General features: G+C 71.0%; 18 protein-coding genes. 11 read left to right on the top strand and 7 right to left on the bottom strand.

The window, feature by feature from the left end:
• Window positions 1–38: 38 nt before the first annotated feature.
• Window positions 39–707: a DUF4097 family beta strand repeat-containing protein gene (locus tag OHS59_RS11075; RefSeq protein ID WP_328493224.1), complete on the bottom strand. Its 669-nt coding sequence runs from the start codon at window positions 705–707 to the stop codon at window positions 39–41.
• A gap of 253 nt (window positions 708–960) precedes the next feature.
• Between OHS59_RS11075 and OHS59_RS44530 the strand changes: the two genes are divergently transcribed.
• Window positions 961–1734 (top strand): MarR family transcriptional regulator, encoded by a 774-nt coding sequence (locus OHS59_RS44530; protein ID WP_443061422.1) that lies wholly within the window; start codon window positions 961–963, stop codon window positions 1732–1734.
• Between the two features lie 34 nt (window positions 1735–1768).
• On the top strand, window positions 1769–2452 hold the full coding sequence (locus OHS59_RS11060; protein ID WP_328493223.1) for a ThuA domain-containing protein: 684 nt from the start codon (window positions 1769–1771) through the stop codon (window positions 2450–2452).
• A 65-nt stretch (window positions 2453–2517) separates the two neighbouring features.
• Here the strand turns inward: OHS59_RS11060 and OHS59_RS11055 are convergent, their stop codons facing one another.
• Window positions 2518–3546: a LacI family DNA-binding transcriptional regulator gene (locus OHS59_RS11055; protein WP_328493222.1), complete on the bottom strand. Its 1029-nt coding sequence runs from the start codon at window positions 3544–3546 to the stop codon at window positions 2518–2520.
• 354 nt (window positions 3547–3900) lie between these two features.
• Here OHS59_RS11055 and OHS59_RS11050 point away from each other — a divergent pair, with 354 nt between their 5' ends.
• Window positions 3901–5460: a carboxylesterase/lipase family protein gene (locus tag OHS59_RS11050; protein ID WP_328493221.1), complete on the top strand. Its 1560-nt coding sequence runs from the start codon at window positions 3901–3903 to the stop codon at window positions 5458–5460.
• On the opposite strand, the gene map is transcribed toward OHS59_RS11050, so the two are convergent.
• Window positions 5435–6211: a type I methionyl aminopeptidase gene (gene map / locus OHS59_RS11045; RefSeq protein ID WP_328493220.1), complete on the bottom strand. Its 777-nt coding sequence runs from the start codon at window positions 6209–6211 to the stop codon at window positions 5435–5437. The two genes, OHS59_RS11050 and map, sit on opposite strands and share 26 nt — an antisense overlap.
• Window positions 6212–6305: 94 nt before the next feature.
• Here map and OHS59_RS11040 point away from each other — a divergent pair, with 94 nt between their 5' ends.
• Window positions 6306–6572, top strand: a complete 267-nt coding sequence (locus OHS59_RS11040) for a helix-turn-helix domain-containing protein (protein ID WP_328493219.1) — start codon at window positions 6306–6308, stop codon at window positions 6570–6572.
• A gap of 136 nt (window positions 6573–6708) precedes the next feature.
• On the opposite strand, the gene OHS59_RS11035 is transcribed toward OHS59_RS11040, so the two are convergent.
• The 3 genes from OHS59_RS11035 to mmuM form a co-directional block, all read right to left on the bottom strand.
• Window positions 6709–8478 (bottom strand): ThuA domain-containing protein, encoded by a 1770-nt coding sequence (locus OHS59_RS11035; RefSeq protein WP_328493218.1) that lies wholly within the window; start codon window positions 8476–8478, stop codon window positions 6709–6711.
• A 17-nt stretch (window positions 8479–8495) separates the two neighbouring features.
• Window positions 8496–11345, bottom strand: a complete 2850-nt coding sequence (locus tag OHS59_RS11030; protein WP_328493217.1) for a PQQ-dependent sugar dehydrogenase — start codon at window positions 11343–11345, stop codon at window positions 8496–8498.
• Window positions 11346–11690: 345 nt separating this feature from the next.
• Window positions 11691–12641 (bottom strand): homocysteine S-methyltransferase, encoded by a 951-nt coding sequence (gene mmuM, locus OHS59_RS11025; RefSeq protein ID WP_328493216.1) that lies wholly within the window; start codon window positions 12639–12641, stop codon window positions 11691–11693.
• A 79-nt stretch (window positions 12642–12720) separates the two neighbouring features.
• Between mmuM and OHS59_RS11020 the strand changes: the two genes are divergently transcribed.
• From OHS59_RS11020 to OHS59_RS10990, 7 genes are all read left to right on the top strand, one after another.
• Complete coding sequence (locus tag OHS59_RS11020; RefSeq protein WP_328493215.1) at window positions 12721–13848, top strand: aminoglycoside phosphotransferase; 1128 nt, start codon at window positions 12721–12723, stop codon at window positions 13846–13848.
• 208 nt (window positions 13849–14056) lie between these two features.
• Complete coding sequence (locus OHS59_RS11015; protein WP_328493214.1) at window positions 14057–15469, top strand: RICIN domain-containing protein; 1413 nt, start codon at window positions 14057–14059, stop codon at window positions 15467–15469.
• A gap of 85 nt (window positions 15470–15554) precedes the next feature.
• On the top strand, window positions 15555–16796 hold the full coding sequence (locus OHS59_RS11010) for a lanthionine synthetase LanC family protein (protein ID WP_328493213.1): 1242 nt from the start codon (window positions 15555–15557) through the stop codon (window positions 16794–16796).
• Between the two features lie 89 nt (window positions 16797–16885).
• Window positions 16886–17554 carry a Type 1 glutamine amidotransferase-like domain-containing protein gene (locus OHS59_RS11005; protein ID WP_328493212.1) on the top strand — a complete coding sequence of 223 codons (669 nt, stop codon included), beginning with the start codon at window positions 16886–16888 and terminating at the stop codon, window positions 17552–17554.
• A 133-nt stretch (window positions 17555–17687) separates the two neighbouring features.
• Complete coding sequence (locus OHS59_RS11000) at window positions 17688–18773, top strand: rhamnogalacturonan acetylesterase (RefSeq protein ID WP_328493211.1); 1086 nt, start codon at window positions 17688–17690, stop codon at window positions 18771–18773.
• A gap of 268 nt (window positions 18774–19041) precedes the next feature.
• Window positions 19042–19647: a DUF1062 domain-containing protein gene (locus OHS59_RS10995; RefSeq protein WP_328493210.1), complete on the top strand. Its 606-nt coding sequence runs from the start codon at window positions 19042–19044 to the stop codon at window positions 19645–19647.
• 127 nt (window positions 19648–19774) lie between these two features.
• Complete coding sequence (locus OHS59_RS10990) at window positions 19775–20611, top strand: isocitrate lyase/PEP mutase family protein (RefSeq protein WP_328493209.1); 837 nt, start codon at window positions 19775–19777, stop codon at window positions 20609–20611.
• A gap of 7 nt (window positions 20612–20618) precedes the next feature.
• Here the strand turns inward: OHS59_RS10990 and OHS59_RS10985 are convergent, their stop codons facing one another.
• Window positions 20619–21305, bottom strand: coding sequence for an alpha/beta fold hydrolase (locus OHS59_RS10985; protein WP_328493208.1), 687 nt, complete (start codon window positions 21303–21305; stop codon window positions 20619–20621).
• Between the last annotated feature and the right edge of the window lie 139 nt (window positions 21306–21444).

Here is a 21444-nt window from a genome sequence, read left to right as displayed (position 1 = left end):
GGTGGGACTGAGGGTGGGATCGCGGGCGGGACCGCGGGTCAGAGGCTGCGGGCGGTGATGTCGCCGTAGGCGGTGGTCGCGTGGATGTTCAGAGCGGCCTCGCCGTCGGCGTTCTTGAGCGCGTTGTGGATCCGGCCGAAGGAGGTCCCGGCGTCCAGGGAGGCGGAGACCCCGCGAGCGGCGCCGACCGACACCTCGCCGGCCTGGGTGCGCAGCTCGACCGTGCCGCGCACGGCCTCGTTGATACGGATGTCGCCCTTCTGGACACTGATCTCCGCGGGACCGCCCAGGCGGCCGACCGAGACGTCACCGGCGAGGAGGGTGAGACGGGCGCTCGCGGTCTCGTCGAGCTTGACCGAGCCCTGCGCCCCCTCGAAGGTGACGTCGCCGAGGCGCCCGACGCCCCGGAACTCGCCGGCGGCCGTCTTCGCCTCGACGCGGGAGCCGGCGGGCAGTTGGACGGTCACCTCGACGGAACCGGAGTTGCCGAGAACCCGGTGCTTCGCCGGTGCGGCCTCGATCCGCAGGACGCCCTCGCCGTACACGACCTCGATCCGTTCAGCCGCCTTCACATCGCGGCTGTTCGAGGTGTCCGCCGGCAGGACCTCGACCGTGGTGTCGGCCCGGTCGGCGGCGATGAACCGGATGTGCCCCGCGGGGATGTCGAGGACGGCGGAGACCTGGTCGGGGGTGTCGAACTTCTGCATCGTGCTCTCCCTTGTTCTGTTCGTTCCGCTTGTTCGGTCGGTGTTTCCGACAAGGGAAAAGCTACGTTGCGTTCATAGATACGGCAACAGATTTGTTGCACTGCAACGCAGTAACCGCAGGTGAAATAGGAGTTTTCGTTGCGATGGGATTGAATCTAATGCAACAGCGTGCATCGCCTTCGTTGCAATGTACTTGGAGTGAACGCTATAGTCGCGGCAGCAGGGGCAACCGAGAAGCACCAAGGAGACCGCGATGCCGGGAGGCAGGCTCACTCAGCAGGAACGCCAGCAGATCGCGCTGGGCCTGGCCGACGACCTCGCCTACGCGGAGATCGCCAGACGACTCGACCGCCCGACCTCGACGGTCACCCGGGAGGTGATGCGCAACGGCGGCCCCCTCGCCTACCGCGCCGACCTGGCCCATCGCGCCACCGAACACCGCGCCCACCGGCGCAGGGAAGCCGCGCCCCGAGGTCCGGAAGCACTCCCGCAGGCCCACGGGCGTGATGCCGAGGCCGTGCGCGAGTACGTGGAGGTGTTCACCACCCTCCTCATGAAGTCGGGCCTGCCCAAGATGACCTCCCGGGTGCTGGCGCACCTCTACACCACCGACGCGGGCAGCCTCACCGCGTCCGAACTCGTCCGGCACCTCCAGGTCAGCCCGGCGTCCATCTCCAAAGCGGTCACGCTCCTCGAAAGCCAGGGCCTCATCCGGCGGGAGCGGGACGGCCGCCGCCGCGAGCGCTATGTCGTCGACAACGACGTCTGGTACGACGGGATGATCGCCTCCGCCCGGTCCCACGCCCAGCTCGCCGAGACCGCACGGCAGGGCGTAGGCGTCCTCGGACCCGACACCCCGGCCGCCGCCCGGCTGGAAGGCATCGCCCGTTTCGTCGACTTCGTCGGCGAGGGCATGGTCCGCGCCGCGGAACAGGCCCGCGAGGTCCTCTACACGAAGCCCGAAACGACCACCGGCGACCCCGCCGAGCCGGGCGAGCGAAAATTTCGAACCCCGCCATCGCCCTGACCGGCCGCCGAACCCGCCTCATAGGGTCGCCCCCATGGCAGAACCGGCAACACGGCATCCCGGACCCGGCCCTCGTGTCCTCGTCTACACCCGCACCACCGACTACCGCCACGACTCGATACCCGACGGCACGGCCGCCGTACGGTCACTCGGGGCCGCGCACGGCTTCACCGTCCACGCCACGGAGGACCCCGGTTTCTTCGACGCCCCCGTCGGCCCGTACGCGGCCGTCGTCTTCCTCTCCACCAGCGGTGACGTCCTGACACCCGCGGGCCGCGAGCACCTGGCCGCGTACGTCGAGGCGGGCGGCGGCTTCGTCGGGGTGCACGCGGCGGCCTGCACGGAGTACGGCTGGCCCTACTACGGGGAGTTGCTCGGGGCCCGTTTCGCCCGGCACCCCGACCATCAGCCGGGCAGGGCGGTCGTGGAGGACCACGGTCATCCGGCCACCCGGCATCTGCCCGCCACCTGGGAGTTCACGGACGAGTGGTACGACTTCCGGGCCAGCCCGAGGGGTTCGGTACGCGTACTCGTCTCCGCCGACGAGACCTCGTACGAGGGCGGCGGAATGGGCCCCGACCACCCCCTGGCCTGGTGCCGCAACCAGGGCGCCGGCCGAGTCTTCTACACGGCCTTCGGCCACGCCCCGGAGGCCTACGAGAACACCAACTTCCGCACCCACCTACTGGGCGGAATCACCTGGGCAGCCGCCCTCTAGGGGCGCGGGGAACGGCGCACTCAACCCCAACGCACCCGCACCCTTCGAACGACCCGAGCCGCACCTCAACACCCCGCCGTACTGGCCCGCACGACCAACCGCGTGGACAACTCGGTCCGAGTACCTTCGGGCCGCTCCCCGGCCATCATCCGCACAAGCAAGCGCAGCGCAACCGCAGACATCTCGGACAACGGCTGCCGGACAGTCGTCAAGGCAGGCGAAGCCCACCGCGCCTCGGGCAGATCGTCGAACCCCACCACACTCACATCGCCCGGCACGGACAGCCCCCGCTCCGCGAGCGCCCGATACGCCCCGAGAGCCATCCGGTCCGAGCAGACGAAGACGGCCGTGGGCGGCTCCGGCAGATCGAGCAGCTCCAGCATCCTGCGATGCGCGCAGACCTCGTCGAAGCTGCCGTACCGCAGGTACTCGGGCCGATGCCGCACCCCGGCCGCCGCGAGCGCCGACCGGTACCCCGCCACGCGCGCCCCGCTGCACATCTTGCGGCGGTATCCCGCGATGACGGCGACGCGTTCGTGCCCGAGCGAGAGCAGATGCTCGGTGGCGATCACCCCGCCGTGCCAGTTGGCCGCACCGACCGAGACGACGCCCGGGGGCGGTTCGAGCACCGGATCGATCAGCACGAACGGGATGCGGTGCTGCTCCAGCCAGGCGTACTGGGACGCGGTCAGCTCGGCGAGGTTGAACAGCACCCCGGAGGAACCCCGAATGGACAGCTTGTCCAGCCACCCCCGCTCCGGACGGCCGCCCCGGGTGCGGGTCAGCCCCGCCGAGACCACCACCTCGAGACCCGCGTCGTGCGCGGCCTCCTCCACCCCGTGCAGGATCGCGCCCGACCAGGAGCTGTCCAGCGAGTGCACGACGAGATCGACCAGCCCCGGCGACTTCGCCGCGTCGAACCGGGGTCTGCGCACGTAGCCCAGCCGGTCGAGTGCCTCCGTGACCCGGCGGCGGGTCTCCGGTGCCACGTCCTCGCGGCCGTTGACCACCTTCGAGGCCGTGGGTACGGACACCCCTGCCTCGCGGGCGACGACCGCGAGGGTCGGCCCCGCCACGCTCCCGGTACGCACCATGGAGCCCACCTCTCCGGCCCCGTCCCGAGGGCCCGCGAAAGTTTCGGGTAGAAAGCGCTTCCTACAGTAAGGCCGCCTCAACTCGCCGTGGAAGAGCGGGTATTCAGTGGAATTCCACAAAGCCGAAACTCTCGAAATGCCGAACGCGCTGGTCGTGAGCGGTTCAGGGCGGGCGACACGCGGTTCTCCGGCCCCCGGAGGCTGCGGAACGGAGGGTTCCGTGATGCGCTGGAGGTGCGGTTCCCGTGACACCGAGGGCCGCGGTGACGGCCGTGATGACGGTGACGGTGAAGATGGCGGTGAGGGTTGCCGTGAAGGCGGCGACGAGGGTGGCGACGAGGAGGGGGACAGGCGATGGCCGAGGATCCGGTGGTGGACACCCCGTACGGTGCGGTGCGGGGCCGTCACGAGAACGGTCTCGCCGTCTTCCGGGGCATCCCGTACGCGGCCCCGCCCTTCGGCCCCCACCGCTTCCGGCCGCCCGTCCCGCCCGAGCCCTGGGCCGGGGTGCGCGACGCGGGCGCGTTCGGCCCGACGCCGCCCAAGCCGCCGTACTCGGAGCCCTTCGCGAAGCTGCTCTCCGACCCGGTCGTGCCGGGCGACGACTGCCTGAACCTGAACGTGTGGACGCCGGAACCGGGTCCGGGCGCCCGTCTCCCGGTCATGGTGTGGATCCACGGAGGCGCGCTGACCCGGGGCTCGTCCGCGATCCCGGTGTACGACGGCCGGGCCTTCGCCCGTGACGGTGTGGTGTTCGTGTCCTTCAACTACCGCCTGGGAGTGGAGGGGTTCGGCCTCTTCCCGGACGCCCCCGCCAACCCGGGCCTGCGCGACCAGCTCGCCGCGCTGGAGTGGGTGCGGGACTCGATCGCGGAGTTCGGCGGTGACCCGGACCGGGTGACCGTCTTCGGCGAGTCGGCCGGGGCCATCAGTATCGGGGCGCTGCTGGCGAGCCCGCGTGCCGAGGGGCTGTTCCGGCGGGCGGCGCTGCAGAGCGGCCCGCCCGAGGTGACGGACCGGGACAAGGTGCGGCGCGTGGTGCGGCGGATGGCCGCCCGGTTGAAGGTCCCGGCGACGGCCCGGGCGTTCGCCGCCGTCGACCGGGGCGACCTGATCGAGGCGCAGACGGAGGCCGGCCGCAGGTCGAGCCCGGTCGTCGGCGGGCCCGCCTTCGGCATCGTCGTCGACGGCGATCTGGTGCCGCGTGATCCGATGGAGGCGCTGACCGGGGGCGGCGTGGCCCAGGACGTGGAGCTGCTGCTGGGCTGGACCAGTGAGGAGTACCGGCTGTGGCTCGCGCCGACCGGCCTCCTCGAACGCGTCGACCGGCTCGGCCCGGTCGCCCTGGCCGCGGCGAGGGCCCGCTGCCGCTGCGGCCCGGAGGTGCCGCGCGGCTACCGCCTGGCGCGTCCCGGGGCGAGCACCGCCGACCTGGTCGGGCAGCTGGTCACCGACTTCCTGCTCCGGGTGCCGCTGCGCCGGCTCGCGGACGCCCACCGGGCGCGCTCGTACGTCTACGAGTTCGCCTGGCCGTCGAACGTTCCCGGCCTCGGGGCCTGCCACGCCCTGGAGCTGGGCTTCGTCTTCGACACGACCGAGGCGCCGGAGGCGGCGAAGCTCGCGGGGCCCGGGGCGCCGCGGCCCCTCGCCGACGAGATGCACTCGGCGTGGGTGCGGTTCGCCGCCACGGGTGATCCGGGCTGGCCCGCCTGGGACGACACACATCCGGTACGGGTCTTCGGGGCCGGTGGTCCCGAGGTCGTGCGGGGTCTTCGGGACCGGGAACTGGGCCTGTGGGAGGCCGAGTCGGCTCCCGCCCGGACCGAGGGGAGGCCGGTGTCGGCGAAACCGGGTGCGGGGACGAGGGCCGTCTCCCGGAAAAACTTCCTCAGCCGCGCCGCGGGCGGCGGGTGAGCACGAGCGGCCCGTCCTCGGTGATGGCGACGGTGTGCTCGGAATGGGCGGTGCGCGAGCCGTCGGCCGAGCGGATCGTCCAGCCGTCCGGGTCGTAGACGATCTTGTCGGTGCCGGCGGCGAACCAGGGCTCGATCGCGATCGTCAGACCGGGACGCAGCTTCCAGCCGCGGCCGGGGCGGCCGTCGTTGGGGATGTGCAGCTCCTCGTGCATCGTGCGGCCGATGCCGTGACCGCCGAACTCCAGGTTGACCGGGTAGCCGTAGTCGGCCGCGACCCCGCCGATGGCCGCCGAGATGTCCCCGAGCCTGTTGCCCGGCAGGGCGACCTCGATGGCGGCTTCCAGGGCGACCTCGGTCGCCTCGATCAGCCGCAGGTCCTCCGCGGCCGGTGTGCCGACCACGACGGAGAGGGCGGAGTCGGCGGCCCAGCCGTCGATCATCACCGCCATGTCCATGGTCAGCAGGTCCCCGTCGCGCAGCTTGTAGCTGTGCGGCAGGCCGTGCAGCACGGCGTCGTTGACCGAGAGGCAGACCACGTTGCGGAACGGGCCCTTGCCGAAGGAGGGCTCGTAGTCCCAGTAGCAGGACTCCGCGCCGCGCTCCTTGATCCGGCGGCGGGCCTGCTTCTCCAGGTCCAGCAGGTTGACCCCCACTGCCGCGAGGTCGGCCAGCTCGGCCAGCACCTGACCGAGGAACTGTCCGGTGACGTGCATACGCTCGATGTCTGCGGGAGATTTGTGCTCGATCACTGCGTTCCTCGATTCCCAGGGCGGCCGACCGGTATATTTATACCAGAGGGTGGGGTGGTTGCCCGCCGGACACCTGCGCACCTAGCATGTGGGGATGGTCCGCCATCCGCTCGCCCCCGAACAGATCGAGGCGGGCCGACGTCTCGGGGCAGCGTTGCGCACCGCCCGGGCCGGCCGCAGTCCCGTCGAAGTGGCCTCGGCGGCGGAGATCTCGCCGGAGACCCTCCGCAAGATCGAGACCGGCCGCATGCCGACGCCCGCGTTCGGCACCATCGTCCGGCTCAGCGAGGTACTCGGCGTACCCCTGCCCGAACTCGCCAGCGTCTGGCGCACCGATCCCGCCCTGAGCGCGGCCTCCTAGCTCCAGCGGCCTCCCGTTTCATCGGCGCCCTTCGCCGCCGTTCGTGCGCCTCCACCGCACTGACGCGTCTTCGCCCCGCTCACTGCTGTGTGAGCGGGGCGAAGACTTCAGACCTGCCAGGACCGGTCAGGGTAGGTCAGGGCAGGGTCCATTTCTGGTTGGCGTTGGTGTGGCAGGTCCACAGATGGACGGCGGTTCCGTCGTTCCAGGTACCGCCCGAGGCGTCCATGCATTTGCCGGACTGCGGGTTGCGTACCGTGCCGTCGGTCTGGGGCGTCCAGGCCTGGGCGCCGGAACCGTTGCACGTCCACAGCTGGATCTTCGTACCGTCGGCGTTGCCTCCGCCGCTCACGTCCAGGCACTTGCCCAGCGCCCTCAGCGTGCCGTCACCCGGGAGCGTCCACTTCTGGGCGGCGGAGCTGTTGCAGGTCCAGATCTGGACCTTGGTGCCGTCGGCGGTCTGGGCGTTGTCGATGTCCAGGCACTTGCCGTTGACGCCCTTCACCTCACCCGAGCGAGGCCCGGGATCCTGGCCGCCCGCGCGCTTGACGCGGATGTTGCGGAAGGACACGTCGTCGCCGTCACCGTGGTTCTGGAGGCCGATGTGCCCCTGCCGCAGGCTCCGTACGGGGTCGGTGTTGGTGAAGTCGTTGATCTTGCGGCCGTTGAGGAAGATCTCCAACCGCTCGCCGGTGACCCGGAGTTCGTAGGTGTTCCACTCACCCGGTGGGTTCAGCGCCGCGTCCCGTGCGGCGACGTCGGCGGACTTGAAGCCGTAGACGGAGCCCGTGGTGCGGTCGACGGTGTCGGTGGCGTCGATCTGGATCTCGTAACCGTTGTTCACCGCGGACCACGGGTCGTCGGAGGCCGGGAAGCCGATGAAGATCCCGGAGTTGTCGTCCCCGGCCATCCGCCAGTCGAGCTTCAGGGAGTAGTCACCGGTGAACTCCTGGGCGTTGTACCAGAACAGCCCCATCCCGCCCACGGAGGTGAGCGTGCCGTCCGCGAGGCTGAACTGCCCCGGTCCCGCCTGCTTCCAGCCGGTGGTGGAAGAGCCGTTTAACAGCGAGGTGTAGCCGGTCTCCGGGCGGCAGTCGGCGTCCGTCATCCCGGAGGCCCAGCGGATGCCGCCGAGGAGGTGGCGCCGGAAAGCGGGATCGTCGTACGACTCGGCGGTGTGCCCGCCGCCCGTGTAGAAGGACCGGCCGCCCTGGTAGTCCTTGCACCAGGCGATCGGATGGTCCCCGGACATGTTCCCGCCCGAGTAGCTGGACTCGTCGAGCGAGGCCAGGACATGGGCGGTGGTACGGGGATTGGTGCGGTAGTTGTACCACTCGTCGGTGCGCTGCCAGGTGCTGCCCAGATGGGCGGTGGCGTCGTGCGCCCGGTCCTCCACCTTGACCGTGGCGGACTGGATCGCCGGATGCGAGTGGAAGAGCGCGCCGGCCAGACCCTCGTAGAAGGGCCAGTCGTACTCGGTGTCGGCGGCGGCGTGGATCCCGACGTAACCGCCGCCGCCCTGGACGTAACTCTCGAAGGCCGTCTGCTGGGCGGCGTTCAGCACGTCGCCCGTCGTCGACAGGAAGACGACGCTCTTGTACTGGGCGAGGTTGCCGGTCGTGAAGGTCCCCGCGTCCTCGGTCGCGTCCACGGTGAAGTTGTTCGCGCCGCCGAGGCCGCGCAGGGCCGCGATGCCCTCGTCGATCGAGTCGTGGCGGAAGCCCGCAGTCTTGGAGAAGACGAGGATCTTGTACGCCGGGTCGGCCGCCGCGAGCGGCCGTGCCTCAGCGGTCGCCGATCCGGTGACGGACCGGCCCACGGCGTCGGGCAGTGCCGTGGCCTGCGGGGTCAGACAGAGCGTGGCGCCCACGAACAGGCCGAGGGCCGCTTTCAGGTAAGTACGCATGGTCGGTCTCCTCCCTCCTACGGCAGGGTCCATTTCTGGTTGGCTTGGGTGTGGCAGGTCCACAGATGGACGGCGGTTCCGTCGTTCCAGGTGCCGCCGGACGCGTCGAGGCATTTGCCGGACTGCGGGTTGCGGACGGTGCCGTCGGTCTGGGCGGCCCAGGTCTGGGCGCCCGAGCCGTTGCAGGTCCACAGCTGGACCTTCGTACCGTCGGCGGTCGCTCCGCCGGAGATGTCCAGGCACTTGCCCAGTGCCTTCAGCGTGCCGTCACCTCCGACGGTCCACTTCTGGGCGGCGGATCCGTTGCAGGTCCAGATCTGCACCTTGGTGCCGTCGGTGGTCTGGGCGTTGTCGATGTCCAGGCACTTGCCGTTGACGCCCTTCACCTCACCCGTGCGGCCGGCGCCGCCGGAGGTGGTGAAGGAGAACTCGTCCAGGTCGAAGAGCGCGCCGCTGCCGCCCTTGAAGACGAGGTAGAGGGAGGTGGAGCCGGTCGGCCGGTTGCTCAGGGCGGCCGTCACGTCCTGGAAGGTCTCCCAGCCGCCGGTCACCGGCACGGTCGCCGTGCCGAGCAGGGTGCCGGTCGTGGAACCGGCGCGGACCTCGATGGTGCCGCCCGCGCCCGCCGAGGAGACCCGTGCGGTGAACTGGGCCGCGTTGCCTAGGGCGTACGGCCTGAAGGAGATCCAGTCGCCGTTCTCGATGTTGCCGACGGTCTTCCCGCCGTGCGCGGGGCCGTGGGAGATGACGTCGACGCCTGCGGAGTCGCCGTAGTGCTCGCCCTGCCGATGGCTGGGCTGGACGACGTGCTGGTCGTGCGCGGTCAGCGCGGGCTGGCCGCCGGCGCCCTTGTCGGTGTACTCGGCGTCGAGCACGCCGAAGATGTTGGCGTTGGGATCGTGCTCACCGTCCGCCAGGGTCTGCAGCGTGCCGGTGCACCCGGTGGCCGAGGTCTGCGGATGGCCGTGGCTGTCGTGTCCGACGATGAAGGTGACCTTCACCTTCGAGCAGTCGATCGTGCCGTCCTCGGGGTCGGTCACCGTCACCTTGAACGGGATGGCGTCGCCGAAGTCGTGGATGCTGCCGTCCAGCGGCAGGTCCAGCTTCACCGTGGGCGCGGTGTTCCCCACCGTGACCTGCACGGAGGCCGTCGCGGACTTGCCGGTGCTGTCCGTCACCTTCAGCGTGGCGGTGTACTGGCCGTTGGCCGTGTAGGTGTGCGAGGGGTTGGCCGCGGTGGACGTGCCGCCGTCGCCGAAGTTCCAGGAGTAGCCGAGGGCGTCGCCGTCCGGATCGGTGCTGCCGGCCGAGGAGAACGCGACGGCCAGCGGCGCCTTGCCCGAGGTGACGTCGGCCTTCGCCTGCGCGGTCGGGGCGAGCCCGCCCGTGACGTGGTCGATGCGGTACAGCGCGGAGTTCGCGTCGCCGTTGAAGTAGCCGGTGCCGTAGTCGAGGACGTACAGGGCGCCGTCGGGGCCGAAGGCCATGTCCATCACCTGGGTACCGGTCCAGGGGAAGGAGTTGATGGACTGCACCGTGCCGTCGGTGCCGGCCTCGACGCGCTTGATCCAGCGGCGGCCGAACTCCCCGGCGAAGAAGTCGCCGTCGTACTCCTGCGGGAACTTCACCTCCGAGGTGGAGGCGGCGTCGTAGCGGTAGACCGGGCCGCCCATCGGGGACTCCGAGCCGTTGCCGAACTCCGGGACGGACGCGCCGTCGTACGGGATCCAGGCGGGCTGGACCGGCGGCAGGCCGGTGAGGCCGGTGTTGTTCGGCGAGTTGTTGGTGGGCGCCGAGCAGTTGAAGGCGGACCCGGAGGCGCCGGTGGCGAAGTTGTAGTCGATGTAGGCGTCGTTCTTACCGGTGCAGTACGGCCAGCCGAAGTTGCCGGCCTTGGTGATCCGGTTGAACTCCACCTGTCCACCGGGCCCGCGCGTGGGGCTGGCGGTGCCGGCGTCGGGGCCGTAGTCACCGAGGTAGACGATGCCGGTGGCCTTGTCGACGCTCATCCGGAAGGGGTTGCGGAAGCCCATCGCGTAGATCTCGGGGCGGGTCTTCGCGGTCCCGGAGGGGAAGAGGTTGCCGCTCGGTATGGAGTACGACCCGTCCGCGTTGACCTTGATCCGCAGGAGCTTGCCGCGCAGGTCGTTGGTGTTGCCCGCGGAACGCTGGGCGTCGAAGGCGGGATTGCGGGAGGCGCGCTCGTCGATCGGGGTGTAGCTGTCCGAGGCGAACGGGTTGGTGTCGTCGCCGGTGGACAGGTACAGGTTCCCGGCCGCGTCGAAGTCGATGTCGCCGCCGACGTGGCAGCACAGACCGCGGGAGGCCGGCACGTCGAGGATCTTCTTCTCGCTGGCGAGGTCCAGGGTGCCGTCGGTCTTCAGGACGAACCGGGACAGCCGGTTGACCCCGTCGAAGGGGGTGAAGTCGGCGGTCGTGCCGTCGGCCGGGGCGTCACCGGCCGGCGTGCTGAGCGGGGGCGCGTAGTACAGGAAGATCTGCCGGTTGGAGGCGAAGCCGGGGTCCACGGCGACGCCCTGCAGACCCTCCTCGTCATGGCTGTAGACGTTCAGCTTGCCCGCGACGGAGGTGGTCCCGGCGGCGTTGGTCAGCCGGAGCGTGCCGTCCCGGGAGGTGTGCAGGACCGAGCGGTCCGGCAGCACCGCCAGGGTCATCGGCTCGCCCGTCTCGGCCACGCCCTTGGCGAGCGTGACCTGCTGGAACTCGACGGCGGCAGCCTTGGGTCCGCCGCCCGGATCCGCGGTGTCCGCGGCGGCCGGGGAGATGGGCAGCAGACAGCCGACGGCACAGGCCACGGCGGTCAGCAGATGACGGACACGTCTGTGTCCGAGCGGTTTCGTGCGCACAGAGGTCTCCCATAGGGGGGTGGGATGACGGCAGCCCTGAGCGGGCTGCCAAGCGGTGCACAGGCGCGCGCCGTCGCGCCGTCATGACCGGCCGCAGCTCTATGACCGGTTCATTTCAAGGAAGTTAGCGACCTTTGTCGAACGCCGTAACCCATCGAGCACAAGTTCCCGACACTTTTTCCCCACCGAGGACAAAGTGCCGCATGCGGAGGTGCCCACGCCTCCAGCCCTGCGCCCGCCGGGGGGCCCGCTGGGGCGCCCTTCAGGGGCGCGGGAAACCGCGCGACCAGCCACGGCCGACCGTCAGCGCCCCACGACCCATCGCCCCACCCCCTCGAGGAGCGGTCACCGGGCCCCCACGGCGGAGGCGATAGCGGCAACCGCCCCCGGCCCCACCCGACAGCATCCGCCGATCAACCGCGCCCCACCCCGCTCCCAGCCGACGACCCGCTCAGGCGCGAACGTGGCGCGCCCCCGCCACGCCCGCGCCTCCGCCTCCCACGTCTCCCCGCTGTTCGGATAGACGACGACCGGTTTGCCGGTGACCCGCGCGGCGGTCGCCACCGCGGCGTCCACGTCCTCGGGGGCACAGCAGTTGACGCCGACCGCGATCACCTCGTCGGCGTCGGCGGCCACCGCGAAGGCCTCCTCCAGCGGCTGCCCGGCCCGCGTCCGGTCACCGGCGACGCTGTACGACAGCCACGCCGGTACGCCGAGCCCGCGCACCGCCCTCAGCAGCGCCCTCGCCTCGTCGACGTCAGGCACGGTCTCCAGGGCCAGGACGTCAGGACCCGCCTCCGCCAGTACCTCCACCCGCGGCCGGTGGAAGCGCTCCAACTCGGCCACGCTCAGCCCGTACCGCCCCCGGTACTCGGAGCCGTCCGCGAGCATCGCCCCGTACGGGCCCACCGACGCGGCCACCCACCTGGGCCGGCGGACGCCTTTCGCCCCGGCCTGCCGGGCCGCCTCCCGCGCGAGTCCGACGCTCAGCGCGAGCAGCCCGGCCGCGCGCTCCCCGGAGATGCCACGGCGGGCGAAGCCCTCGAAGGTCGCCTGGTAGCTGGACGTGATCGCCACGTCCGCGCCCGCCTCGAAGTAGGCGAGGTGCGCCTCGGTGATCGCCTCCGGCCGCTCCACGAGCAGCCGCGCCGACCACAGCTCGTCGCTCAGATCGTGCCCGGCGGACCTGAGCTGGTTGGACATGCCGCCGTCGAGAACGACCGTGCGGGTGGCGAGGGCGTCGGCGAGGGAGCGGGCGGAGCCGGGGGAGGCCGCGGGAGAGCTGTCGCTGGTCATGCCCCGACGCTAGCGCCGTGACGGGCGGCAGCCGAAGCACGGGCAGTGCCTCCTCCCGCCGATCACCTACGATCAGCGCATGCGTGAGGCCGCCCCGCACTCCCCGCAGCTCGCCGACGAGGTTCGCGAGGTGTTCCGGCTGCCGCTGGAGAGGGTCGGATTCGAGACACTCACGCACAACCCGAAGAACGGCGTCACCGGCGGCGTCTGGCGCGTCACCGCCGCAGAGCGGTCCGCCGTCCTGAAGGTGCTGACCGGCTCCGGGAACACCACCGGCACCTGGGCCGCCTCACAGGACCCGCGCCACTGGAACTTCTGGCGCCGCGAGGCCCATGTGTACGAGGAGGGGCTCGCCGGGGCCTGGCGGCCCTGGGGCATCACCGCGCCCCGGCTGTTGGCGTCGGTCGAACGGCCGGACGGCGACGTGGCGTTGTGGCTGGAGGACGTTCGCCACGGCGAACCGGCCACCACCTGGCAGCCGGACCGGCACGCCCTGCACGCCGAACGGCTCGGAGCGGCCCACGGCAGAGCCCTGGCGGACGGCTTGCTCCTGGACCGCCCCTGGCTCAGCCGCCACTTCCTCCGGGACTACACCTCCGGACAGACCGTGGGCCGGGAGCTGCTCGACGACGACGCCGCGTGGCAACAGCCCCTCGTGCGCGACCACTTCCCCGCCGGGCTGCGCGAGCAGATGGTGCGGCTGCGTCACGAACGCGAATGGTTCCTGCGGACCGTGGAGTCGCTGCCCCGGGTCTTCAGCCACCTCGACCAGTGGCCCGCCAACCTCGTCTCGTACCGCGGCGAAAGTGTCCTGCTGGACTGGGCGTTCGCCGGTGACGGCGCTGTCGGTGAGGACATCGGCAACTACATCCCCGACACCTTCTTCGACCTGTTCCTGCCCGCGGCCCTACTGCCCGAGCTGGCGAGCGCCGTGTACGAGAGCTATGTACGCGGTCTGCGCGCGAGCGGCTGGCGGGGCGACGAACGCCTGGTCAGGCTCGGGGTGTGCGCGTCCGCCGTCAAGTACGACTGGCTCACCGCCCTGATGCTGTCCCGAGCGGCCGACGAACGGCAGCTCGACTACGGCGGCACCCGCACGGTCGATGCCGAACACCGCTACCGGGAACGCGGCACGGTGCTGGCCTTCCTGGGCGAGCGGGCGGAGGAGGCCCGCCGCATCGCGGCGGACCTGGGGCTCGACCGCTGAGCCCTGTCGACGGGCCGGCCGGCAGGCGGTGTCGGTTCTTGTCAGTTCTCCCCGGTTCACGCCCGACCCGTTGACCTCCTCGTACCACGCCCTTACCTTTTCGGCGTTCGGGATGACAGATCTTGTGCGAAATGTCGAACGGTTCTGTTTTCTTTTGTGGCCCCACCCCGGAGACGATCCCCGAAACCCCTGAAGGAGCGTGCCTGAGATGAGACGCGTGTACGCGGTACTTCTCGCCCTCTGCCTGGCCCTGGCCGGCGCACTCGTGACCGCGGGACCGGCCCAGGCCGCCGCCCAGACCGTCACCACCGGCACGCAGTTCACCGCCACCGACGGCAGCCCGGTGCACGCCCACGGCGGCGGGGTCGTCAAGGTCGGCTCGTACTACTACTGGTTCGGTGAGAACCGGAACTCCGACAACACCTTCCGGTACGTGGACGCCTACCGCTCCACGGACCTGAAGAACTGGGAGTTCCGCAACCACGTCCTGACCCAGTCGAGCAGTTCGGAACTGGCGACCGCGAACATCGAGCGGCCCAAGGTCATGTACAACGCGTCCACCGGCAAGTTCGTGATGTGGATGCACAAGGAGAACGGCGTCGACTACGGCGAGGCCCGCGCGGCGGTCGCCGTGTCGGACACGGTCGACGGCGACTACACCTGGCAGGGCAGCTTCCGGCCGCTCGGCACCCACATGTCCCGGGACATCACGGTGTTCGTCGACACGGACGGCGCGGGATACATGGTCTCGGCCGCCCGCGAGAACTACGACCTGCAGATCTACCGGCTGACCGCCGACTACACCGGTATCGCGAGTCTCGTCGCGGACCCCTGGCACGGCGGCCACCGCGAGGCACCCGCGCTCTTCAAGCGCAACGGCGTCTACTTCATGCTGACTTCGGGCGCCACGGGCTGGAGCGCCAACCAGCAGCAGTACGCCACGGCGACCTCGATCGCGGGCCCCTGGACGGCGATGACGAACGTCGGCGACTCCACGACGTACAACTCGCAGACCGCGTACGTCCTGCCCGTGCAGGGGAGTTCGGGCACCTCCTACCTCTACATGGGCGACCGCTGGGGCAACTCCTTCGGCGGTACGGTCAACGACTCCCGCTACGTCTGGCTGCCGCTGACCTTCCCCAGCTCGACCACGATGTCCATGTCCTGGTCGCCGGAGGTCACCGTCGACACGGCCACCGGGACCGTCACCGGGACCAGTGCCACGTACAACTCGCTGATCGCCCGGCACTCCTCCAAGTGCGCCGACGTCACCAGCCAGTCGCTGTGGGCGGGCGCCCAGATCAAGCAGTACACCTGCAACGGCGGCACCAACCAGAAGTACTGGTTCAGGCCGGTCGGCAGCGGTTACTACCAGCTGGCCGTGCGGGGCAGCTCGCTGTGCGTGCAGGAGAACGCGAGCACCGTCACGCAGGAGAACTGCAACGCGTCGGCGACCACCCAGCAGTGGTCGCTCACCACCACCGGCTCCTACGTGAACGTCCTGTCCCGCGCGAGCGGCGAGTGCCTGGACGTGAACGGCGAGTCCACCGCGGACTCCACCGCGCTCATCACGTACACCTGCAACGGGGCCACCAACCAGCAGTGGACGAGGGGGACTTGAGCGCCCGGCCCTGACCGGAGACCGCCCGATCCGCGTCCGGGACGGCGTCGATGACCGGCGCCGGTGACTGTGGAAGGCTGGGGCGATGATCACCAGTGCGCCGGACGACGCGGAGTCGCTTGCCGTCGGAGCTCTTCAGTGGCTGCTGAAGACCGCCCGGGAGACCGGCCGGGGTGTGGCCTGGCCGGCCCGCCCCGCCGACGAGCAAGTCGCTCCGCATCTCTACAGCGGGACTTCGGGAGTGCTGCCGGCGCTCCTCGACGGATGGCGGTACTTCGCCGACGACCGCTACGCGGACGCGGCCGTGCGTGGTGCCCGCAGCGTCGCCGACGCGGTCGACGACCGGGAGGCCAGCGGCCTGTACATGGGGGTGGCCGGGATGGCCGTCGCGCTGCGGGGGGTGCACCGCGTGCTCGGTGACACCGAGGCGGGGGCAGCGGCGGACCATGCTCTGGACGTCCTGCGGTCCCGCTTCGACGGCACGGGGTGGAACGACCACTACGAACTCCTCGTCGGCAACGCGGGCATCGCGCTCGCCGCGCTGGAATGCGGTGATCCCGAGCTGGCCCAGCGGGCCGTCGACCGCTACACGCGCACCGCCGAACCCACCACCGCCGGCGTTCAGTGGGAGATCCGGGCCGGCGCCGTCCCGCGCCTGCACCACATCTCGCACGGCACCCTCGGCATCGTCCACGCGCTCGCCGCCGTGGGCCGGGCCACCGACCGCCCCGACCTCGTGGACCTCGCCCTGGCCGGAGCCGCCGATGTCGTCTCCCGCGACGAGGCGGGCCCGGACGGCTTCCTCGTACCGCACTCCGACCCGCAGCAGGAACACGAGAAGATCGAGCGCCACAGTTACGGCTGGTGCCACGGCCCCGCCGGCGACGCCCAGGTGTTCCGCCTGCTGAGCCACGTCCTGCCCGACGATCCCGCCTGGCCCGCCCTCGTCGAACGCTGTTGGCGCACTGTCGTCGACTCCGGCGTCCCGCGGCGGATCCGACCCGGCTTCTGGGACAACAACGGCCGCTGCTGCGGCACCGCAGGCGTCCTCGCCCTCGCCTGCGACCGCCAGGTCGAACGCGGCGACGGCGGCGACTTCGCCGGCGTGCTCGTCGCCGACCTCGCGGCCCGCGCGACGGCCGACGGCGACGGCGTCCGCTGGTCCAACTTCGAACACCGCGAGACGCCCGGCGACCTCGCCCCCGCCACCGGCTGGGCCATGGGAAACGCGGGCATCGTCCGGGAACTCCTTCGCCACGCCCGCATCACCGCGAACCGCGACCCGGCGTATGCCGTCCCCTTCCCGGACCACCCGCCCGCCGGCTGAGTGCCTGCTCCGACGGGGTTGCGCCCTGACCGAACGGGTGGCTCCCGGGCTTGTTTGCGCCCGCCCGGCAGCCGTGCTTGGCTCGCCCGATGAACCTTTTGTTGACGGCGAGTGGTCTGCGCAACGAGACCCAGCGGGACGCGCTGCGGGAGATGCTGGGCAAGCCGTTCGAATCGGCGAACGTCGTGTTCGTTCCCACGGCGTCGGTCGCCGAGCCCGGGGACCACGGGTGGGTCGTCGAGGACATCAACCGCCTGCGGGGCCTGGGCTGGCGGGAGTTCGACATCCTGGAGCTGAACGGCCTGCCCCGGCGGATGGTGCTCGACCGGCTGCTGCACGCCGACGTCATCTACGTCGAGGGCGGCAATCACTACCACCTCGCGCGCAGCATCACCGGCAACGGCCTGGCCGACGGGTTCCTGGAGGCGCTGGAGAACCGGGTCTACGTGGGGGTCAGCGCCGGATCGATGATCTTCAGCCGCAACCTCACCGCACACTCCGCCGACGTCATCGGGGACGCCGCTGACCTGCACGTGCTCGGCGCGACGACCGTGGAGCCGCCGTTCGGTCTCTTCGACTGGTATCTCAAGCCCCACCTGGACTCGCCGGACTTCCCCGAGCGGGACGACGCCTGGGCCGACGCCATCGCCGGGCGGGCGGACTTCCCGATCTACTTCATCGACGACGAGACGGCCCTTCGTGTCAGGGACGGCAAGGTGGATGTCGTGACCGAGGGCCGGTGGCGGTTCCACCCGTGACGTAACGCGCCACACCCTCTAGAAAGCGCTTGCCATTCGAGGTACGGTCCAGCCGCCAGGGCCTGTCCGGCGCGTTCCGCCGGGCAGGTCCTCCAGGATCCGCCGCCTTGTTGGACCTGCTGGAGGAGCCGCGTTGAGACGCACGACGATCACCCTGCTGGCCGCGCTGACCCTCGCCTCGGCCCTGTCCGTCACCCCGGTGCAGGCGCAAGCGCAGGCGCAGGCGCACGGCCTTGGCAAGGGCCACGGGCACGCGCTGGGGCAGGGGCCGGGGCTGGAGAACTGCACTGCGAACGCCTGCCACTTCGACGTCCCGCCCGGCACCTACGACGTACGGGTACGGCTCGGCGGTGAGGCCGCCGCGAGCACCGGCATCAGCGGCGAGACCCGGCGCACCCTGCTCGCCGAGACGCCCACCGGGGCGGGCGAGCTCGTGACCCGCAGCTTCACCGTGAACGTCCGCACCCCCGAGGGCGAGCCCACCGGACCCGACGGCACCGCGGGACTCGACCTGGCCGTCGGCGGCTCGGCGCCCGCGCTCGCCGGCATCCGCGTCACCCCGGCCGTCGCCCGGCACACCCGGCAGATCTTCCTCGTCGGCGACTCCACGGTCTGCGACCAGCCGGGCGATCCCTACTCCGGCTGGGGCCAGCAGCTCCCGCAGTACCTCCGCAAGGGCGTCTCCGTCGCCAACTACGCCGATTCCGGCGAGAGTACGGTCACCTACCTGGCCGACCCGCGGCTCTTCGGGACCGTCAAGCCGCTCATCCGCAGGGGCGACCTGGTCCTCGTCCAGCTCGCCCACAACGACAAGCAGACCGACGAGGCGACGTACCGGGCGAATCTCGAAACGCTCGTCGCGGGCGTCCGGGAAGAGGGCGGACGTCCGGTTCTGGTCACTCCCATCGTCCGCCGCTGGTTCAACAGCGACGGCACACTGAACAACGGCACGGCCCTCCTGGTGAACGGCCTCGGGGTGGACCACCCCGCCGTCACCCGCTCGGTCGCCGTCGCCCACGACGTCCCCCTCATCGACCTCACGACCAGGACGAAGGCCCTGGTGGAGTCGCTGGGCGTGGAGGGCTCCAAGGCGCTGTACCTCTACAACGAGAAGCGCGACAACACCCACACCTCGGCACAGGGCGCGACGGCGTACGCGGCACTCGTCCGCGACGAACTCCTGGCCCAAGGCCTGGTGTCCGGGCGCCTTGTGAGGTGAGCTGGACGCCTGGGGCGTCCCGTCCGGAACCGGGGCGCCCCAGGTGCACGTCTGCGGGGCGCCCCGGTCGCGCGTCCGCGGAGCGCCCGGAAAACCGGTGGAGCCACGCCGCTCGGCGCCGCTACCGTGCTGCCGAACCGAGTCGCCTGGGCAAGGACGTGCCGTTGTACACCGTGTGAGACCTCCCGAGTGCTGATCTGTCGCGCGTCGCACCTGTGCGCCGCGCTGCTCTTTGCTGCGGACTTCTCACTGGAACCGGTGTACTTCTGTGCTCGAAAACTGGGTGGTCGTACCCACCCGCCTGCCTCTCGTCCGCCGCCGTTGTCACGCGTGCGCGTCCGGGCGCTTCCGGGCGAGCGGAAAATTCCGCGTCAACGCCAACCACAAGCTCATCGACGCCTGGCTCCTCGTGCTCTGTGTCACCTGCGGGGACACCGCGAAGCTCACGGTCCTGGAGCGGATGAACGTGCGCAACGTACGACCTGAACTGCTGGACCGGCTGCACGCCAACGACGCTGATCTGGCAGCCGAGTTGCTGCAGCATCCTGTCGTACGGCGCCGTAGTCGCATCGCCCTCGACTGGGACGACGCCTGGCGCCTCGACACCGGCGGATCGGATCCCCTGGACCCTGAGGTGCTCGACGTCCCGGGTCACCCGGTCCGCGAAGGCCTCGACGTCCCCGACCGCGAGGTCCTCGACGTCTCGGTCCGTTTCGCGGCGCGGATACCTGTCCGGCCGGTACGGCTGATCGCTGAAGGGTGCGGTCTTTCGCGGGCCGGGGTCGAGAGACTGGTCACGGAGGGCAAGCTCGTCTCAGCCGTGCGGCTGGGCGGCAAGCTCACCGGCGACTTCACCTTCACCCTCAAGCGCTGAGCCCTCCCTCGGTCCCCGGGCTCGCTCCGGGGACCAAGGGGTCGGGGGAGAGGGTGGTTGCGCGGGGGAGAGAGACGGCCGGAACGCTTCGGCGCGGGCCGAAGCGTTCCGGACCTAGCGTTGCGGTATGGACCCCACCTTCGCCGCTTTCGCCGCACTCCACCACGCCGACGCGGGCGCCCCGCTGCTGCTCCCCAACGCCTGGGACCACGCCTCGGCGGCGGCCCTGGCCGCCCAGGGCTTCGCGGCCATCGGCACGACCAGCCTGGGGGTCGCCGCGGCCGCCGGCCTGCCCGACGGCTCGGCGGCGACCCGGGACGCGTCACTGGCACTGGCCCTGGCGCTGGGCAACGGACCCTTCCTCCTCTCGGTCGACGCCGAGGACGGTTTCAGCGACGACCCGGCCGAGGTCGCCGAGGTGGCCCGCGAACTCGCCGCCGTCGGAGCGGTCGGCATCAACCTGGAGGACGGTCGCGCCGACGGCACCCTGGTCCCCGCCGGACTCCACGCGGCGAAGATCGCCGCGGTGAAGGCCGCCGTACCTGCTCTGTTCGTCAACGCCCGCACGGACACCCACTGGCTGGGCGACGGCGAGGGACACGAGACGATCCGCCGCCTCGACGCCTACCGACAGGCGGGCGCCGACGGGGTGTTCGTCCCCGGACTGAGCGACGCGGACCGGATCGCCGGCCTGGTCAAGGCCCTCGACGTACCCCTCAATGTCCTCTACTCGCCCACGGGACCGACCGTTCCGGCCCTCGCCGAGCTGGGAGTTCGCCGTGTCAGCCTCGGGTCCCTCCTCTACCGGCGTGCCCTGGGAGCGGCCTTGGAGACGGCCGCCCTGATCAGGGCGGGACTGCCCGTCGAGGGGGCCGCTCCGGCGTACGGCGAGGTGCAGGCGCTGGTTCGGCCGGGTGGCCCCGGTCGGCCTGGACCGACCACGGGCCACCCCTGTAATCGGTGATTCCCCGTCAGGCCGGGTTGGCCGCCGCGGCCAGGATCCGGGCCAGTTCGTCAGGCCGCGTGACCATGGGCCAGTGGCCCGAGTCGATATCGGCGAAGTCGACATGCTTGGCCCGGGCGAGCTCCGGGACGTCGCCGTCGGCGATGCATTCCCGCGCTTGTGCGGGCGTGAACTCCGGACACACGACCACGACCGGAACGTCGAACCGCCGTTCGTCCGTCAGCCGCACCACTCCCTCGGCCACGCCCGCTGGCACGGGAATCGCGGCATCCGCGAACTCTCGCCTGGCCCCGTCGTCGAGGTCGGCGGCGTCCGGCCCCTCGAACGGGCCCCAGCCGGGGAAGGGCATGAAGCCGTCGATCACCTCGAAGAAGTCGGCGTACGGCTGACCGTGGGCGGTCGGGAAACCACCGATGAGGGCGACCTTCGCCAGCCGCTCCGGCCGCCGGTCGGCAGCCAGCCAGGCCAGTGTGCAGGCGGCGGAGTGCCCCACCACCATGGGTTTGCCGGGCGCCGCGTCCACCGCGGCGAGCACCGTCGCCAACTGGTCGTCGAGCGTGGCGGACCCGGAGCCGTCCCCCTGGCCCGGGAGGGTGAGCGGCACGGGGCGATGGCCGAGCGGCTCCAGCGCGGACGCGACACGGCCCCACACGGATCCGTTCAGCCACAGGCCGCCGATGAGCAGAATGTCCATGGTCAGTTCCCCTTCTCCAACTGCGTGGATGCCACCGTAGGAGGAGATCCGGACGATTCACTGCCGATTCATCCGGTGACTGTCCAAGCGCCCCGGGGGAAGTCCTTCGACTGCGGAGCTCGGCGGAGCGGATTAGCCT

The organism is Streptomyces sp. NBC_00414, from assembly GCF_036038375.1.
In the GTDB taxonomy this organism is placed as follows: domain Bacteria; phylum Actinomycetota; class Actinomycetes; order Streptomycetales; family Streptomycetaceae; genus Streptomyces.
The sequence above is the reverse complement of the archived record's forward strand: the minus strand, read 5'-3'. Positions and strand labels throughout refer to the sequence as shown.

Coding starts and splice junctions, on each gene's coding strand:
- OHS59_RS11035 (WP_328493218.1), bottom strand. CDS start 8,478: ATGCGTACTTACCTGAAAGCGGCCCTCGGCCTGTTCGTGGGCGCCACG.
- OHS59_RS11060 (WP_328493223.1), top strand. CDS start 1,769: ATGGCAGAACCGGCAACACGGCATCCCGGACCCGGCCCTCGTGTCCTC.
- OHS59_RS11055 (WP_328493222.1), bottom strand. CDS start 3,546: ATGGTGCGTACCGGGAGCGTGGCGGGGCCGACCCTCGCGGTCGTCGCC.
- OHS59_RS10990 (WP_328493209.1), top strand. CDS start 19,775: ATGGACCCCACCTTCGCCGCTTTCGCCGCACTCCACCACGCCGACGCG.
- OHS59_RS11005 (WP_328493212.1), top strand. CDS start 16,886: ATGAACCTTTTGTTGACGGCGAGTGGTCTGCGCAACGAGACCCAGCGG.
- OHS59_RS11040 (WP_328493219.1), top strand. CDS start 6,306: ATGGTCCGCCATCCGCTCGCCCCCGAACAGATCGAGGCGGGCCGACGT.
- OHS59_RS11075 (WP_328493224.1), bottom strand. CDS start 707: ATGCAGAAGTTCGACACCCCCGACCAGGTCTCCGCCGTCCTCGACATC.
- OHS59_RS11015 (WP_328493214.1), top strand. CDS start 14,057: ATGAGACGCGTGTACGCGGTACTTCTCGCCCTCTGCCTGGCCCTGGCC.
- mmuM (WP_328493216.1), bottom strand. CDS start 12,641: ATGACCAGCGACAGCTCTCCCGCGGCCTCCCCCGGCTCCGCCCGCTCC.
- OHS59_RS11020 (WP_328493215.1), top strand. CDS start 12,721: ATGCGTGAGGCCGCCCCGCACTCCCCGCAGCTCGCCGACGAGGTTCGC.
- OHS59_RS11010 (WP_328493213.1), top strand. CDS start 15,555: ATGATCACCAGTGCGCCGGACGACGCGGAGTCGCTTGCCGTCGGAGCT.
- OHS59_RS10985 (WP_328493208.1), bottom strand. CDS start 21,305: ATGGACATTCTGCTCATCGGCGGCCTGTGGCTGAACGGATCCGTGTGG.
- OHS59_RS44530 (WP_443061422.1), top strand. CDS start 961: ATGCCGGGAGGCAGGCTCACTCAGCAGGAACGCCAGCAGATCGCGCTG.
- OHS59_RS11050 (WP_328493221.1), top strand. CDS start 3,901: ATGGCCGAGGATCCGGTGGTGGACACCCCGTACGGTGCGGTGCGGGGC.